The sequence below is a fragment of the Agrobacterium sp. 22-223-1 genome (assembly GCF_053522385.1).
On sequence record NZ_JBNWCN010000005.1, the window covers coordinates 1 to 16,517 of the forward strand.

The 16,517-nt window shown below is 58.4% G+C and carries 16 protein-coding genes and 1 pseudogene; 6 read left to right on the forward strand and 11 right to left on the reverse strand.

Annotated features, from left to right (window positions below; genetic code table 11):
* Positions 1–157 precede the first annotated feature (157 nt).
* The 3 genes and pseudogenes from ACQZ60_RS19305 to ACQZ60_RS19315 all read left to right on the forward strand — a co-directional run.
* Positions 158–1,156 carry an alpha/beta fold hydrolase gene (locus ACQZ60_RS19305; RefSeq protein WP_448735912.1) on the forward strand — a complete coding sequence of 333 codons (999 nt, stop codon included), beginning with the start codon at positions 158–160 and terminating at the stop codon, positions 1,154–1,156.
* Positions 1,146–1,562: a DoxX family protein gene (locus ACQZ60_RS19310; protein WP_020812782.1), complete on the forward strand. Its 417-nt coding sequence runs from the start codon at positions 1,146–1,148 to the stop codon at positions 1,560–1,562. Before ACQZ60_RS19305 ends, ACQZ60_RS19310 begins: the two co-directional genes overlap by 11 nt.
* 37 nt (positions 1,563–1,599) lie before the next feature.
* A pseudogene (locus ACQZ60_RS19315) lies at positions 1,600–1,749 on the forward strand (fasciclin domain-containing protein); the annotation flags it as partial.
* Between the two features lie 86 nt (positions 1,750–1,835).
* On the opposite strand, the gene ACQZ60_RS19320 reads toward ACQZ60_RS19315, so the two are convergent.
* Positions 1,836–2,624: a DUF4394 domain-containing protein gene (locus tag ACQZ60_RS19320; protein ID WP_020812781.1), complete on the reverse strand. Its 789-nt coding sequence runs from the start codon at positions 2,622–2,624 to the stop codon at positions 1,836–1,838.
* A 203-nt stretch (positions 2,625–2,827) separates the two neighbouring features.
* On the opposite strand from ACQZ60_RS19320, the gene ACQZ60_RS19325 reads away from it, so the two are divergent.
* Both ACQZ60_RS19325 and ACQZ60_RS19330 read left to right on the forward strand, forming a co-directional pair.
* Positions 2,828–3,373, forward strand: coding sequence for a sigma-70 family RNA polymerase sigma factor (locus ACQZ60_RS19325; protein WP_031234431.1), 546 nt, complete (start codon positions 2,828–2,830; stop codon positions 3,371–3,373).
* Positions 3,370–4,074, forward strand: coding sequence for an anti-sigma factor (locus ACQZ60_RS19330; RefSeq protein WP_059755252.1), 705 nt, complete (start codon positions 3,370–3,372; stop codon positions 4,072–4,074). The genes ACQZ60_RS19325 and ACQZ60_RS19330 overlap by 4 nt, the downstream gene beginning before the upstream one ends.
* Positions 4,075–4,183: 109 nt before the next feature.
* Here ACQZ60_RS19330 and ACQZ60_RS19335 read toward each other — a convergent pair whose 3' ends face one another.
* The 10 genes from ACQZ60_RS19335 to ACQZ60_RS19380 form a co-directional block, all read right to left on the reverse strand.
* Positions 4,184–5,338 (reverse strand): iron-containing alcohol dehydrogenase, encoded by a 1,155-nt coding sequence (locus tag ACQZ60_RS19335; protein ID WP_448735913.1) that lies wholly within the window; start codon positions 5,336–5,338, stop codon positions 4,184–4,186.
* Positions 5,339–5,350: 12 nt separating this feature from the next.
* Entirely contained in the window at positions 5,351–7,102 is a 1,752-nt protein-coding gene (locus tag ACQZ60_RS19340; RefSeq protein ID WP_448735914.1) for a nitrilase-related carbon-nitrogen hydrolase, read from the reverse strand.
* 27 nt (positions 7,103–7,129) lie between these two features.
* Positions 7,130–7,825, reverse strand: coding sequence for an urea ABC transporter ATP-binding subunit UrtE (urtE, locus tag ACQZ60_RS19345; protein WP_020812776.1), 696 nt, complete (start codon positions 7,823–7,825; stop codon positions 7,130–7,132).
* Positions 7,825–8,574 (reverse strand): urea ABC transporter ATP-binding protein UrtD, encoded by a 750-nt coding sequence (urtD, locus tag ACQZ60_RS19350; protein WP_020812775.1) that lies wholly within the window; start codon positions 8,572–8,574, stop codon positions 7,825–7,827. Before urtD ends, urtE begins: the two co-directional genes overlap by 1 nt.
* Position 8,575: 1 nt before the next feature.
* Entirely contained in the window at positions 8,576–9,715 is a 1,140-nt protein-coding gene (urtC, locus tag ACQZ60_RS19355; protein WP_020812774.1) for an urea ABC transporter permease subunit UrtC, read from the reverse strand.
* 1 nt (position 9,716) lies between these two features.
* On the reverse strand, positions 9,717–10,610 hold the full coding sequence (gene urtB, locus ACQZ60_RS19360; protein ID WP_020812773.1) for an urea ABC transporter permease subunit UrtB: 894 nt from the start codon (positions 10,608–10,610) through the stop codon (positions 9,717–9,719).
* 151 nt (positions 10,611–10,761) lie between these two features.
* Positions 10,762–12,012 (reverse strand): transporter substrate-binding domain-containing protein, encoded by a 1,251-nt coding sequence (locus tag ACQZ60_RS19365; protein ID WP_059755234.1) that lies wholly within the window; start codon positions 12,010–12,012, stop codon positions 10,762–10,764.
* A gap of 248 nt (positions 12,013–12,260) precedes the next feature.
* Complete coding sequence (locus ACQZ60_RS19370) at positions 12,261–12,869, reverse strand: ANTAR domain-containing response regulator (protein WP_020812771.1); 609 nt, start codon at positions 12,867–12,869, stop codon at positions 12,261–12,263.
* Between the two features lie 12 nt (positions 12,870–12,881).
* Positions 12,882–14,033, reverse strand: coding sequence for a transporter substrate-binding domain-containing protein (locus ACQZ60_RS19375; RefSeq protein ID WP_448736061.1), 1,152 nt, complete (start codon positions 14,031–14,033; stop codon positions 12,882–12,884).
* Between the two features lie 182 nt (positions 14,034–14,215).
* Positions 14,216–15,178 carry a LysR family transcriptional regulator gene (locus ACQZ60_RS19380; RefSeq protein ID WP_004433115.1) on the reverse strand — a complete coding sequence of 321 codons (963 nt, stop codon included), beginning with the start codon at positions 15,176–15,178 and terminating at the stop codon, positions 14,216–14,218.
* Positions 15,179–15,410: 232 nt separating this feature from the next.
* Here ACQZ60_RS19380 and ACQZ60_RS19385 point away from each other — a divergent pair, with 232 nt between their 5' ends.
* Entirely contained in the window at positions 15,411–16,502 is a 1,092-nt protein-coding gene (locus tag ACQZ60_RS19385) for an ABC transporter ATP-binding protein (RefSeq protein WP_004433116.1), read from the forward strand.
* The last annotated feature ends 15 nt before the right edge of the window (positions 16,503–16,517 follow it).

The window sequence follows — 16,517 nt, forward strand, 5'->3', positions numbered from 1 at the left end:
TATCCTCAAGACCGTCTATGGCTACGATGCATTCCGCGGGCGGCAGGCTGACATCATTCGACATGTAATGGCGGGAAACAACGCCTTCGTTTTGATGCCAACGGGCCTTCCGACAGGTCCTATCTTTGCCAGTGGCACCGCGGGGTAGCTCTAGGATATGCCGGATCGAACTCTTTGCCTGACCGCCGCGTTTCTGATGATCGGCTGCTTCGCGTTGATTGCTTCTAAAGCGGTTGCTGCGCCAAAGCGGGACGATCAAGTCCGTACCGATGTCGGTGGATTCAAGCTCAATAGCGTCCTGGTTGAGAATGGTCGGAAGCCAGACTTGCCACCAATCGTCTTTATTCATGGCGCCAGCGCCAGCCTTTACGATCCGATGTTCTCGTTTCGGAAAAAGCTCCAGGAACGGGCCAAGCTGTTGTTCGTCGATCGCCCGGGTCACGGCAATTCCGACGTCGGTGGTGAGCAGAACATTTTGCCCGACGGTCAAGCCGACTCCATTGCCGCCCTCATGCAGAAGCGAGGCATCAACCGCGCTATTATTGTCGGTCACTCCTTCGGGGGAGCAATTGCCGCGTCCTTCGCCGTTCGCCATCCGGATATGGTCTTAGGCCTCGTCTTCCTGTCTCCGGCGGTCTACCCATGGAATAGCGGGATCGCCTGGTACTACGAGGCCGCCAGAGCCCCGATCACAGGCACTCTATTCAGCGCTCTTATCGTGCCACCTATCGGGCTTATGACGATCGATAATGCCACGAAAGGCGTCTTTGCTCCGAACCCGGTTCCCGCCGACTACATCGACAAGACACGTGCCCTGCAAGCGTTGCGGCCGCTTGCATTTCGGCACAATGCGAGAGAGGTTGCGGCTTTGAGCGACTGGGCCAGGGCGGCTTCGGTGAATTACCACAAAATCAAAGTGCCTACAGTCATCATCACTGGTGATACTGATAGTATCGTCTCCCCTGAGGTCCACTCCCGTCATCTCGCCCGCGATATTCGCGGTGCTCGTCTGATCGTCGTGCACAATCTCGGGCACAAGTCGGATTTCGTCGCGAGTGATCTGGCAATCGCGGGGATCGAGACAGTTGCGGGCCGCAAGTCGAACCTCAACGCCGTAAAAAGGGATGTCGAGCAGAGGATAGCATGTGACGGCTAGGATTGATGTCTGGCAGCGGCGCTGCCAGTGGGGACTATCCGGCGTCTATGGTCTCGCGGGCATTCTGCATCTCGTCCTGCCCAAACCTTTCCTCGGTATCACGCCTGCCTGGGTTCCTGAGCCGGAGGCCGTTATTTTCCTGACCGGTCTGTGTGAAATTGCCGGTGCGGTCGGACTTCTGGTGCCACGGCTGCGGAAAGCCGCCGGCATTGGCCTGGCGCTCTATGCAATCTGCGTATTCCCGGCCAATATCAAGCATGCCATCGACAGCCTTGGTGCAGCGACTGTTTCGCCATGGCAATGGTCCTACCATCTCATCCGATTGCCTTTGCAGCCTTACCTGGTGTGGTTGGCGCTCTTCGCGGGAAACATCGTCGTCTGGCCATTCAGGCGTGGCCAAAAATAGCTTTGATATCGTCTGACGAAATTCGCAAAGTTTCATCGTCGGCGGATGCATCCTGAAGGCCACGGAAAGCACGGGCAGGATCACACTCACCAACGAGATGGGTGGTGTTGCGCACGTGACGATCGCCGACGTCAAACAATCCAACGGCGTCATCCATGTCATCGACAAGGTTCTTCGGCGCAAGATGTGGTCCGGGGCCATTCCATCATCAGAAAGGCCGGCGACACTTGAGGGCGCCGGCCTTTTCAGTTTCATCGTTGAACGTCTGCCGAATTACATGTTCGGCAGAACGGCGATGTCTCGCACTTCGTTGTCGAGCCCTGTGATCGGGCCGACTTCGGTTGCCGCGCCAGTTTCGAGGTTGACCGTGTAGAGCGTCTTGGATGCGGCGAGATAGGCCACGTTCCTGCCGTCCGCCATGCCCTGAATATCAAAGGCATATGCCGCAGGCTTGTCTTTGAGGCCAAGCTTGCCGATTGCTTTCAGCGTGCCGTCATTCGGCTTGGTCTGCTGGATCAGCGCGCCGATCGTGGCATCGATATTATACATGGCGGTCTTTTCAGGCTTGCCGACGGAGTTGGTATAGGCAGCAGCAACGATGCTCGGGGTCTCGCCCTTGTGCATGTCGCCCTCCTCGAACGCAAGCACACCGTCAACCGTTACAGCGCCAGTATCCGGGTGGACGCGATGGTTGGTCGTTCCGGTCATGAAGCGCAGGCGATCAGCCATAGGGTTGAAATCGACCACGACAGGGGCTTGCGTCATGGTCAGCATCTTGTCCATCTTGGCGACGTCGGTGGCGGCGCCGGTTTCGAGATTGATCGAGACGATGCGATGATCCGGGGTGACGCCGATCACCGTCTTGTTGCCGGGGCGGAAGTCGATGCCGACAAGTTTGTCGACGCCAGTCACGTCCATCTTTTTCGTCACCGCCGGTTTCTCCGTATCGAAGATGATGAGCGTCCTGTCGCCGCTCAGGCCGAGGACGGGGGCCGCGAATGCGGTTGATGCCACTGTGATGGAAGCAGCGGAGGCAATCAGTGTGAAACGAATGATCTTCATGTCTTTCTCCCGTGTTGAACCGTTCGGAAGTCGTGTAGCGCTCGGCTCTCGACGCTTCCTGAACTGAAGACACGCCAGCCATGCCGTTTGGATGCAGCCTGCGAAAAAATAATTTCGACTTGCATCCATTCGTCGATCCAGCGGGTATAGCTTTCAAAGCCGACAGTCTTCTTCGTCGGTGTTGGGAGAAGGTATTGATGCTGATGGGCTCTACGCCGGACGATCTCGATACGGCACTCGCTGCCTGCGCCTGGGGTGATCGCAATGCGCTTCGCTTGATCTTTGATCGCGAGGCGGGACGCCTGATAGCGGTCGCCGAGCGCATTGTCCGGCGTCGCGAGCTTGCCGAAGAGGTGGTGCAGGACGCCTTCATCCGGATATGGACCCATGCGCATCAGTACAGGGCCGATCGCGGCTCCGCCCGAGGCTGGATCTATGCCATCGTCCGCAACCGGGCACTTAATCTCCTGCGGGACGGAAAACGCGAGCATACAGTCGAGGAGGTGGAGGCCCTGCGCGAAAGCGAGCAGGCGGATGAGGTCATGGCGGCGTGGCACAGGCTGGACCGCAATTCCCGGCTCTACGATTGCCTCGGCGGTCTCGATGAGCGCAAGCGGAGCGGCATTCTTATGGCCTATATCGGCGGCTACTCGCATGGCGAGATCGCCGGGAGGCTGCGCATTCCGCTCGGTACGACCAAATCCTGGATCAGGCGTGGCCTTGCAGCTCTCCGGGAGTGCATGGCATGATCTATGATCGCAAGGATATCCCTGCTATTGCCGATGAATATGTCCTGGGCCTGATAGAGGCCACGGATGCTGCGGAGCTTGAGGTTGTCATGGAAAGCGATGCTGAACTGCGTGCCGCAATTGCTGCCAGCCGCGAGCGCTTCCTGCCACTCGACATGAGCGTGGCACCTGCTACCGTCACCGAGCAGCTTTGGCAGCGCATCGAAGCGGCCTTGCCGCTCCAGGATCATACCGGCGTTATGCCTCTGATCTCAAATGCCAATGACAACCGCAGGAACGGTTGGCGAATGGCCGCGATCTCGGCCGTCGCCGCCGCCTTTTTGCTCGCGATCGGTCTCGCTTACAGCCTGACCCGGACGGTGGAGCCGCTAGTCGTTGCGGTTCTAATCAATGATGCTGGGGAGGTGCAGGCCGTCGTCGAGGATTTCGGCAACGCGCAGGCGACGATCCGTATACTGGCTGATTTCAGCATCCCCGGGGACAAGACGATCCAGGTTTGGACCCTGCCGTCCAAAGACACAGGGCCCGTATCGCTTGGCCTGATCGACGGTGCGCGCTCGGCGCATCTGGCTGTTCCGGAATTGCCAACACCAAGGGCGGACCAGCTCTACGAGATCACCCTGGAAGACGCTGGCGGATCTCCAACCGGGCGTCCGACTGGACCGATCCTCGCTAAGGGCCTCGCGAAGTTGCTGCGATAACAATCGCGCCAGATATCTCCGTTTGGTGCCTGTAGGGTAGCTTAGTATTTTGATGATGTGAGTTATAGAAAGGATGGCTATAACTCATGTGACGTGTGTACTGGCCTGCTTACCAGGCAACCTCGTAGATACTGGCGGCATCCGATAGCGACATGGTACGCGGGTTGTTGACCAGCAGGCGGGTTTGCTCCATCGCACTTTCCGCGAGCAGAGGAATTCCCTCCTTTGGAATTCCGACATGCCTCAGCCTCACGGGAAGATTAAGGCGCACTGGCAGCATCGTTAGTCCGTCGATGAAACCGGAGAGCCGTCCGTTCTGATCGGCAGGCTCAAGGTGAGGAAAGAGACACGGTGCCAGTTCCGCATAGGCATCACCACACACCGTCGCGTTGAAGCGCAAGACGTGCGGCAGTACCAGACTGTTGGAAAGACCGTGGGGAACGCCGTAGCGGCCTCCGATCGGATAGGCGAGAGCATGAACGGCAGCGACAGGCGAATTAGCAAAGGCCTGCCCCGCCAACATTGCACCCAGCAGCATCGACTGTCTGGCGGCAAGGTCGGTTCCATCCTCGACGGCGATCGCGATATTCGCTCCGAGAAGCCGCAGGGCTTCTTTGGCAAGGGCACGGGAAACGGGATTGTTGTTTGCACTGGCGGACGTGAAGGCCTCGATGGCGTGGACCATTGCGTCAATTCCTGTCGCCGCGGTCACGGCGGGAGGAAGTCCGATGGTCAGGTTCGCGTCGAGAAGCGCCACGTCTGGCAGAAGTACGGGTGATACTACGCCCTTTTTCTGGTGTTCGCCCGTGGTGATGATCGAAATCGGCGTGACTTCCGATCCGGTACCGGCCGTTGTCGGCACGAGCGCCAGCGGCAGACGCTCCCCCGTCACCTTGCCAACGCCGTAGATAGTGTCGAGCGCTTCGCCGCTTTTGGCAATAAGCGCCACAAGCTTTGCGACATCGAGCGACGAGCCGCCGCCGATGCCCAGCACACCGGTTGCGCCAAACGTCACCGCCTGTGCCGCAGCCGTATGGATGATGGCTTCCGGTGGGTCAGCGACAACGCCGGTGAAGATCGATGTTTCGGCGCCGGCTTCTGTAAGACTGGCAAGCGCCGGCTGAACGAGCCCCGCCTTGACGACCCCATCGTCCGAAATCACCAGAACGCGCGGACCGAGCATGCTCCTCAGCTCCGAAAGCTTTGCGATACAGCCCGGTCCCGCAATGATCTGCGGGACGGTTGCGAATGTGAATGCGGACATCCTGCCGACCTTTTACTGATGCCATTTGACGAGAGGCTGATAATGATGCGGCTGACGCATGACAACAAGGTCTTTTCGCCGGACGATGTTCGTGGGATAGGGCGTATCGAGATTGGTGGTGTTGACGGTCGCACCGGCAATCCCTTCCTCGTCCAGTATCACCGATTCCTGACGCGGAAAGGCAAAGGAGTCCGGCCCGAACACGGCACTCTTGCCCAGATATCCCCGTGGCTCATCAAGTACATTGGCGAAGGCGAAATAGACGTTGTTCTCGCCGCCGCGAACCCGCAGAGCGTGCCAATGAAAGGGGTCTGCTCCCTTCGGGATGGGATAGTTGTGCGGGATTTTTGTTCCCGCATGGCTGCCGGTGAAGGTACCGGCAATTGCTGAAGGGCAGGCCACCAGATCGCACCCCATAAGCGAGAGCGAACGAATGGCTTCCGGATATAGCGCGTCGTGGCCAATCGCCAGGCCCACTCGGCCGATGGCAAGATCGTATATTTTCCATTCGTCGCCGGCCGTCGCCCAGCTATCGGCCATGCCGAGATGCGTCTTGCGATAGCTGCCCACCAGCCCCTCGGGACCGGCGAGCACTGCTGTGTTATAGACTTTGTCTCCGTCCGCCTCGGCAAATCCGGCGACGAGATAGAAGCCGAGCTTCATTGCCAGGCGCACGAAGGCGGAGACCGTCGGGCCTGAAAGCGGTTCCGCCCGGGTGTGGGGAGCCTCAATCCCGGTCAGCGACAGTTCCGGGAAAACCAGAATGTCCGGCGCTGTCGTCGCCTTTGCTTCTGTGGCCAGTGCGGTGATGCGGGCGATGTTGTCTGCGATCACGGAGGAGGGGGCGAACTGGGCAACGGCCGCGCGCGATTTGCGCCCGCGCGGAATGGGCTGATAGCCATAGAGGCGGAAGTAGTCGCCCGGATTCCAGGTGAAGCTATTGGTCATCATGTTCATGTAAAGCTCGGGCCGGCGCGATTTGAAGACCGGTTCGCTCAAGACTTCGCGGCGGCGTGCGCGGGCAAGATCGATCTCGCCATAGGCGATCCCGTCGCCTGTATCGATGGATGCGGCAACCGTTCCGTCGGGCTCGATCAGGCAGCTTCCCCCGGAAAACTGCACGGTTCTCTCCAGCCCCCACCGGTTGCTTTCGATGAGATAGCAGGCGTTTTCAAAGGCACGGTTGATCCAGTAGGGCGCCGGCGCGCGTTCCTGCAGCCAGTTGGATATGTGGCAGATGATGTCCGCACCCGCCAGCGCCTCCAGCCGTGCCGTCTCGAAGAAGTGCAAATCCATGCAGACCAGCATCGAAATCCGGCCGATCTCCGTTTCGAAGACCTCATGGACGATATCGCCATTGGCGGCCCATTTGGGCTCGGCGATATAAGGATGCGACTTGCGATGCCGACCGATAACGCCATCGGGACCGATCAGAACGGCGGTGTTGTAATAGAGATCGCTCGCCGGTTCGACTTCCGGCATGCCGATGACGATATAGCAGCGGTGTCTGCTGGCAATGGCCTGAAAAACATCGGTTGTCGGTCCGGGAATGGCTTCCACGAAAGGCTTTACTTCGGCCCTGTCAAACCAGCAATAACCTGTCGTGCCCATTTCCGGCGTGACGATCAGGCGTGCACCTGCTTCTGCCGCTTCTTCGCAAAGGGCGGCCAGCCGCGCGATATTGCGCGCCTTTTCGAACATGGTCGGCTCGAACTGGATGGCGGCAGCGGTGTAGCTCTGTGTCGATGTCATGATGGTCCCCATTTTCTTTACCAAGGATTTCAGTCCGTTTCAGACAGCCATATGCCGATGAACAAGTGCATCGGAGAGCGTGTCGATGGCGCCCGCCGCGACCACGGTTCCCTTCTCCAGCATGGCGAACTGGTGAGATGCGTGCCGCGCAAATGCGACGTTTTGCTCAACGAGAATGATCGTCATGCCGATCTCGCGATTGAGCCGTATAATGATCTTTTCGATCTCCTCGACGATGGAGGGCTGAATGCCTTCGTTTGGCTCATCGAGAAGCAGCACTTTCGGATCTGCGGCCAGCGCACGTGCGATGGCGAGCTGCTGTTGCTGGCCGCCTGAAAGCACGCCACCCGGTCGATCGAGATTGGCCATCAGATACGGAAAAAGTTCGGGCACCAGCGCTGGAATTTCGCGTTTGCGATCGGCACGCGCAAAAGCGCCCATCAGGATGTTTTCGCGGATGGTAAAATCGGGAATGATCTCCCTGCCCTGGGGGACATAGGCGATCCCCGCCCGTGCTCTCATATGCGTCGGGGCGGCGGCGATATCTTTTCCCTGCAGATGCATTTCACCCGTCACCCGGTCGGTCAGCGCCATCAGGGTTTTCAAAAGGGTCGTCTTGCCGGTGCCGTTGCGGCCGAGGATGCTCGTCACCTTGCCGGCCGGTACATCGAGGGTGATGCCGTGCAAGATGTGGCTGCGGCCGTAATAGCTGTGCACGTCTTTCAATGTCAGCATCAGGATATTCCTTTCGAGCCGAGATAGGCTTCACGGACTTTCGGATTGCGCTCTATATCCCCGACGCTTCCTTCGGCCAGAACCTCTCCCAGATGAAGGACGGTGATGCGCTCGGCGATTTCACGAACGAACCCCATATCGTGTTCGACGACGAGGATCGTATGTCGGCCCTTGAGATTGTTGATGATCTGCGCCGTCTTGCGGGTTTCGGCCTGGGTCATTCCCGCTGTTGGTTCATCCAGCAAAACCACCTTCGGGTCCTGCACGATGAGCATGCCCAGTTCCAGCCATTGCGTCTGGCCATGACTGAGATAGGCGGCCGTCGTCTGCTGTTCCGTTTCAAGCGCTGTGAGAGCAAGAACGTCATCGACGCGCCTCGCTTCCGCCCGCGAAAATCCGAAACGGAGATTTGCAAGCACCGATGGATTGCGGCAATTGGCCACCTCCAGATTTTGCCGCACGGTGAGATCGCGAAAAATGCTCGGAATCTGGAATTTTCTGCCGATTCCGGCGCGTGCGATCTTATGTTCGGGCCAATTTGTGATGTCGGTGTCGTAGACGAAGACCTTGCCCTGCGTACTGCGCGTCTTGCCGCTGACCAGATCCATCAGGGTCGTCTTGCCGGCGCCGTTCGCGCCAAGCAACACACGCAACTCACCATCGCAGACGGTGATGCTGACATTGTTTACAGCTCTGAACCCGCCGAAATCGACACCGAGACCGTCGAGGGTCAATGCGATTGCACTCATATCACGATGCCTCGCTCTGTTGTTGCAATGATGAAGATGCCGCACCCGGTTTGAGCCTGCGGATAAGCTGTCGCAGCACATCATGCGCGACGCCGCCGAGACCACGCGGCATGAACAGGACGACCAGCACAAAGATGAGACCGATGATCGCTTTCCATGCTTCGACAAGCGCTTCGGTCTCGCTGACCTGAGCTTCGATCATGTTGATCAGGATCGCGCCGATGCAGGCGCCGAGCAGGGAGGAACGGCCGCCGACGGCCGCCCAGACGACCATCGTCACCGAGAAGGATAGATCCATGAAGGTCGGAGAGGCGAACTCCGCAACGACCACATAGAGCATACCGGCAACGCCGGCGATCCCGGCTGAAATGGCAAAGAAGAACACCTGGTAGAGCGAGACGTCGAAACCGAGATATCGGGCGCGAACATGATCGTCACGGATCGCCTGCAGGATCATGCCCGCGCGGGTTTCCACGACAAGACGGGCGGCGATGAGTGACAGCGACAGGCATATGGCGCACAGATAATAGGTCGCCCTGCTGTAGGGATCGAACTCTATGCCGCCGATCGTCAGCCAGCCAAGATCTGTCAGGCCGTTAAAACCGTTTGTTACCGGTTGAGCATCGACCACGACGAGACGTACGAGCAGAACAAGCGCCAGAGTGATGATCGAGACGAATACGCCCGAAATACGCTTGCGGAAAACCAGCATACCGAGCGCGCCGGCGATCACCACGGGAAGCACGAGGCCGAGTATGAGACCGACAGACTGGCTTTGAAACGGAAGCCAGAGGAAAGAGCCTTTGTTGATACAGCACAGTTCCGTGGGTGCACCGGGTTCGGCGTTCCAGAGCATGAAATCAGGAACGGGCTTGTCGGAGCCCTGTTGCAGACTGGTCAGGCTCGACAGTTTAAGAGACATGGCGAGCATGTAGGCGCCGAGACCGAAAAACAGTCCCTGGCCAAGGTTGAGAATGCCGGCATATCCCCATGTCAGCGCGATGGCGACGCCCAGCATGCCGTAGACAAGATATTTTGAAATACGGTTCAGCCAGAATTCGTCACCGAAAACGGGCGCCGCAAAAAGTAATGCTATGAAAATGACGTAAGCGGCGATCTGGAATTTTCGTTCGATACTCATGTCAACGCCCCTTGAACGAGAACAGCCCGCTGGGCTTGACGAGAATGACGAGGATGACGACGCCGAATACAACGGCGCGCGCCAGAATGTCGTTCGTGCCGATGGCCACCAGCGCATTGACCTCCCCCAATAACCCCGAAGACAGGATGGTGCCGAACAGGCTGCCGACGCCGCCCGTGACCACGACCATGAAGCCGTCAACGACCATCGTCGTGCCCATGTCCGGGAAAACGGTCTTAAAGCCGGACATCATGACGCCGGCGACGCCCGCAAGACCGGACCCAAAGGCGAAAGTCATGGCGTTGACGCGTTTCACGTCGATACCGCAGGCTGCGGCCATTTTCGGATTGCGGATGATCGCGCGAACCTGCATGCCTGCCGTCGTCCGATAGAGAATGAACCACGTCACCAGCGTCAGCGCGGCGGTAACCGCGATGATGAAAGCGCGGTAAGCATTGATCTCCGCGCCCGCCAGGCTGAAGGTACCCTGCAGATACGAAGGCACGCCGACGTTTTGCAGACCGGCTCCAAGGCCTTCGATATGAATGCCGAAAAAGGACAGGCCGAGTTCGAGCCTCACGGCCTGCTGCAGAAGGATGGCGATGCCCCAGGTGGCGAGAAGCGTATCCAGCAAACGGCCATAAAGTCGACGCAGGACCAGCCGTTCGATTATCAGGCCGAGCAACGCGGTCACGATGAACGCCAGCGGTATCGCGAGCAGCAGGCTTGTCTTGAGCCATATGCCGGAGAGGACGGCGACATAGGCGCCGATCATGACCATTTCGCCATGGGCCATGTTGATGACGCCCATGGCGCCGTAGGTTATGGCGAGACCGAGCGCCACCAGAAGAAGGATAGAGCCGAGACTGAGGCCGATAAAAAGAATGTCGAGCATGAAGCCACCGTTCGTGAGAAGGGCGGGTCGGGTTTTCCTGCTTCGCGCCAATCCGAAAGCGGATCGGCGCCGCGCAGAAGAAAAGCGCAGATCCGCCTTGCCGAGACATGGTCCCGCCAGGCATGGCTGGCGGGACAACGCGGAGGATGGGTCAGCCCTTGAGTTTTGCTGCGTCGAGACCCTTGACGGTGCAGAACAGGTTGCTCTCCGTTTCGCCATAAGCCGAATAGGGAAGCGGCTTGATCGGTGCCGGATAGGCGTTGACCACCTTGCTCTGGCCGTCCGGCTGCCACTGTCCGATGCGTGGCGTCAGCCAGCAATGCAGGTTGTCGGGGTCGGTCGTCACCTTGCCGCCGGGCGCGTCATAGGTCTGGCCGCGAATGCCGGCCCGGATCGCGTCGGCTGACAGATCACCGGACTTCTCAACTGCCTGCTTCCACAGAAACACCTGAAAATAGGCGGCCTCCAGCGAATGGTATGTCACGGCCTTGGGATCGTTGACGAAGGTTCTGAAACGGTCGATGAAGCTTTTGTTCGCCGGCGTTTCAATCGACATGAAATATGGGAAAGAGGTGTAGCTGCCTGCCGCGTATTCAGCCCCCATGGCCGCGATCTCGATTTCGGAAGTTACTGTCGCGCAGATTGGGATAACGTCCTGCGAAAGGCCCTGGTTCTTGAATTCGCGGTAAAAGGCGATGATCGAATCGCCGACCACGTTGGAAAGAACCACGTCCGCGCCCGATTCCTTGATCTTGCTGACCATCACGGCCCATTCCGAGTGGCCGAGTTCCAGATATTCGTCCGCCACCCATTCCGCGCCGGCTGCCTCGATCAGTTTTTTGGAAACCTTGGCCATCTCGCGCGGATAGACGTAGTTCGAGCCGACGATGAAGAACTTCTTCTTGCCCAGTTTCTCGACGATCCAGGGAATGTAGTTGGAGAGCTGCTGGTTCGGAACGGCGCCGGAATAGACGACGTTGCGCGAGCACTCGAAGCCTTCATAATGCGTCTGATAGAACAGCATCGCGCCGCGCCGTTCGAAGATCGGCAGCACGGCCTTGCGGCTGGCGGATGTGTGGCAGCCGAATACGGTTGAAATCTTGTCCTTGAGGATCAGCTTCGAAGCTTTCTCGCTGAAGATCTTCGGATCGGAGGCTCCGTCTTCAACGACAACTTCGACCGGACGGCCGAGAACGCCGCCGGCCGCATTGATCTCTGCCACGGCCATCATGACACCGTTGGCGAGAAGTTTTTCGGCGACGGAAAGCCCACCCGTCTGGGAGTAGAGCGCACCGACCTTGATTGCGTCGGCTGCAAAGGCCCGGCCGCCCAGCGCCGGCAGCGTGAGTGCGGCAGAAGCGGTGGCTGCGGTTTTCAGAAATTCACGTCTGTTGAACACCATCTTGGTTCCCCTTTTTTGATTGGCGCACGCAGTGGCACTGCCCGGTTCAACAGCCAGGCTTTCATGCCGACAAAATGTTGGAAGGCTGACGACACTGTCAGCAGACAACAAAAAACCCGCTAGGCCTGTCACAGCCTGCGGGCACCTTTGCCATCACAGCATCACGGCCTCGCCGCGTGCAACAGCGGCACATGGCTTCGCAAAAGGAAGGGATGTGCCGGAGGTGTTCCTTTGAAACACATGAAAAACTAATCATGTTTTTGGGGGCGGCGCAAGAGCTGTTCGGCATTGATAATCGAATTGGCGATTTCATCGATCGGTACGCGCCGGGCCATCGCCTGCTCCCGCATTTCGCGGTACGCCTCGTTTTCGCTGGTGCCGAGATTGGCCATCAAAATCGCCTTGGCGCGGGCGAGCTTCTGGTCTCCCAATACCTTGCGTTTATATTTGCGCGCTTCTTTCACGAGCTTTTGGCGCTCCAGCCACAGGCTGCGGGCGATGGCGAGATTGGTCAGCAGACCGAACGGCTTGATCGGCCTCTCGACAATGGCGAGCGCGCCGCTTTCCAGAACGATCTGCAACGTCGAGGGATTTTCGTAACCGACGATGGCAAGCATGGTCGGAGCGGGGTTTGGAAAACACTTCAGCAGACGTTCGATTTCCGGTCGCGCCTCGTCTTCCATGGCAAGAAAGACGACGTCTGTGCCATGCGGCAATTCGGCAGGCACCGGCCAGAGGCAACTGACCGTGCAGCCGATACGGCGCAGGTGATCGACGAGGAACTCTCCCTCCGATGTCCGGGGATGAATAACCAGGACCTTGAGATCCCGCAAATCTCTGAGAAGGGCGAATGACATCGTCGCTCCTTCTCAGACCCGGACGCGATGCGGGAAAGTTTGCGTCAGATCCGGTCGATATTCGCGCATGAACGGATCGGGCGCCACCCGCAGTGACGGATCATAGACAATATCGTAGCCGCCCTGCGCATTCACCTTTGCCACTCTTGGCCACAGATGCGTGTGGTTTGTCAGCCGGTCTATCTTCACCGCGCCCTGAGGGGCATCGTATTCGACCTCATAGAGTGCCGGCAGAAGCTGCTCAAGCCCGTCGCCGCCGGCAAGCTTTAAAGCCGCCGCATAGAGATATACCTGAAAATAAGCCGCTTCGGCTGGCGCAGTGGGCAGCATCTGCTGGCCGTACCGTTGTTGATAGGCCGAAACGAAGGCGCGGGCGCGGGGGGTGTCGAGAGAAGCGAAAAAGGGAGCAGCGGTTATGTGCCCTTCCGCCACCTCCGGGCGCATGCGTATCACGTCGGCCTCGCTTGTCGATTGACTGGCGATCGGCATCTTCTGTGCGTTGAAGCCCGCTTCCTTGAAAGCCGTGTAGAAAGGAATGATACCGTTGCCAACGATCGTTGAATAAATAACGTCCGGCTGCGCTGCGCGAATGTGTCGGATTATCTTGGCGACGTCCTCGTCTTTGAGGTTCAGCGGAACATATATCTCGTCCAGGACCTGTCCCCCCACCTGAAGAAAAAGGTCGCTGATCGTCCGGTTCGATTCATAAGGATAGACGTAATTCGACCCCACAAGAAAAACCTGCTTTCCATAGTGCTTGGTGAGGAAATCGACCAATTGGACGGAGTTCTGATTGGGAGCTGCACCTGTGTAGATGCAATGCCTGGAGTATTCGAACCCTTCGTACAAAGTCGGGTAAAACAGCAAAGCATCACGGGCCTCAATGACGGGAAGAGCGGCTTTGCGGGTGCTCGACATGTGGCAGCCGAAAACGACCCGGACCCGATCTTCGTCGCAAAGTTTGACCGCAAGCTCCTTATAGAGACTGGGAGTTGATTGCGGATCGTAGGCCACGGGCTCTATCTCTCGGCCGAGCACGCCACCGGCTGCGTTGATTTCATCGATCGCCAGCAAGGTAGCAGCTCTCTGGGTTGTTTCCACGGCTCCGGTCACGCCCGTTTCGGAGAACAGCACACCGACCCGCCAGCTTTCTGAATGCATCATCGCCCACCAAAAAATAAAAAAAGCCCCCGCCCGTTTCCGGTCGAGAGCTACCCTGCTCATGGAATATCAGCGGCTCATTTTGAGCCTGCCCGTCAATGATGTCAGTTTCTTTATCTGGTGACAATAGCGGAACGAAGGGCCGTTATGACTATGTCGGTTCGAGCGTGTTCAAAATTTAGTTTTTAGTTGATGGTATCGCTTCCCACGCAGCCGATGTTCAGGGATGGATAAAGCGCGCTCACCGCATCGACATCCGCCTTCAATTCACGGATCATCCATTCCTTGACCTGCGTGACGATTGGTCGGGCGGGTTTAGTTCGCAGCCGGATAAGATGGCAGCGCCGGCCGGTGACCATCAAATGTTCGCTTGCTGGAACCAGTGTCCGCGTCCGTAGCCAATGGGCGACGACGTTGAGCCAGCCAAGCGCCACGCCCTGGCCCAGGAGAGCAGCCTGCACGACGATGGCGTAATCGGAGAAGATCATCGAATTCTGCGGGTCGCTACCGCTGGCCGGGGTGAACAGCGTCGACCAGTTGGGCTGCGCATCGCTTAAATTGATGGTCGTATCCGGCACGCGATCAATATCGTTGCCGGAAATGGCATGGCTTTCCCTGTAACCCGGACTGCAGATCGGCAGCAGGATTTCGGGCATGACGAAAGCTGCCTCGTGATGCCTGTCCGGTCCATCGACGAAGCGCATCCCAAGATCGACGTCGTTGACCGGCCCCGACAGGGCGCCCATCATGAGCTGAAACCGAAGATCGACATTGGGAAATTCCCTTTTGAATTCGGCCATTCTCGGCATCATCCAGTGCGTGGTGAAACCGGTCGAGACGGAAAGGGACACGGTTTCGATACCGGTTCGGCGATCCTCGATTTCCCGCAGGGCGCTTTCTATTCCGGCGAAGCCTCTGGCGATCGCATCGAACAGCAGCTGGCCGGGTTCCGTCAGCATCACGCCACCGGGCTGCCGAAGAAACAATGTCGTATCAAGATGTTCCTCCAGCCGGGACATCATGCGGCTCACAGCCGCCGGCGTCACGTTCAATTCGTCTGCTGCCCTCGAAAAACTGCCGCAGCGTGCAGCCGCCTCGAAAGTAAAGAGGCCATTCATGGAGGGCAGGGAACGGCGAAGGAATGTCATTACATTTTGTAACATCGCATAGATTTTTTTTCAATTGCCTATCCGCCTTTTGTTTGGTCTCTTGGCTGTCAACGAAGGCGAGAGACCTTCCATGAATTGAGGGGAACGCGACAGATTGGTTTCAGGCCGGCGCTGGGCGTCACAGGCTGAAAATCTGCTCTTCGTTCCGCAAAAACGCGCTGCCATACGTCGGAGCACCACCGAACGTACTGGGATTTTTTAGTGGAATCATATGATTGAGCAGCCAAATACAGAGCGGGTAGGCGTTTCCATCAAAGAGGCGGTCAAGTGCTACGGAACGTTTCGTGCGCTGGACGATGTCAATCTCGATGTCGCTCCCGGCGAATTCGTTTCCATTCTCGGGCCTTCGGGGTCAGGCAAGACCACGTTGCTGGGAATTCTCGGCGGCTTTGTCCAGCCGACATCGGGGTCAATTTGGTTAGGCGATCGGGATATTACATTTGAGCCGCCGCATAAGCGGGATATCGGTATCGTCTTTCAGAACTACGCGTTGTTTCCGCATATGAGTGTGGGCGAAAACATCACCTTTCCGCTAAGGGCGCGGCGGCTGCCGAAGGCGAGCTGGCCGGCGAAACTCAAGGCCGCGCTCGAGATGGTCGAACTCACCGGCTATGAGAACAGGCGTATCCACGAATTGTCGGGCGGCCAACGTCAGCGCGTGGCGCTGGCGCGCGCCATGATCTTCGAGCCGGGCCTCATTCTCATGGACGAGCCGCTTTCGGCGCTCGACAAGCAGCTGCGCGAGACCATGCAGATCGAACTCAAACGGCTGCATAAGCGGCTCGGCGCCACGATCGTCTATGTCACGCATGATCAGCGCGAGGCGCTGACGATGAGCGACCGCGTGGCGATCATGCACAGGGGACGTCTGGTGCAGGTCGATACGCCGGAGCGCCTGCATGACCGTCCCGTCAACGCCTTTGTCGCTCGCTTCATCGGCGAGGCGACCCTGCTTGCGGTTCGGCGCGAGAGCGAAACGGCGGTGCGGCTGGGAGACCGGCTGCTGCACACGGCGCATCGCGTGCCGGAAGGCGAAAACCTGCATCTCGTGGTTCATTCGGAAAAACTCGTGGTGGCGGATGGCGCCGAAGCCGATGGCGGCAACAGGCTGACAGGCACCGTCACGGATACGCTCTATCAGGGCGAAAGCATTCGGGTTTTCGTGCGGCTGGACAGCGGTGACGATCTGAGTTTTCGGCTTCCCAGCAACCATGCCGGCCGCGCGTTGATGAAATCACCAGGTGAGGCGATCGCGCTTTCACTCCACCCCGAAGACACGGTGATCGTTCCCGAAGCGGGTTGAGACATTCCATTCCAT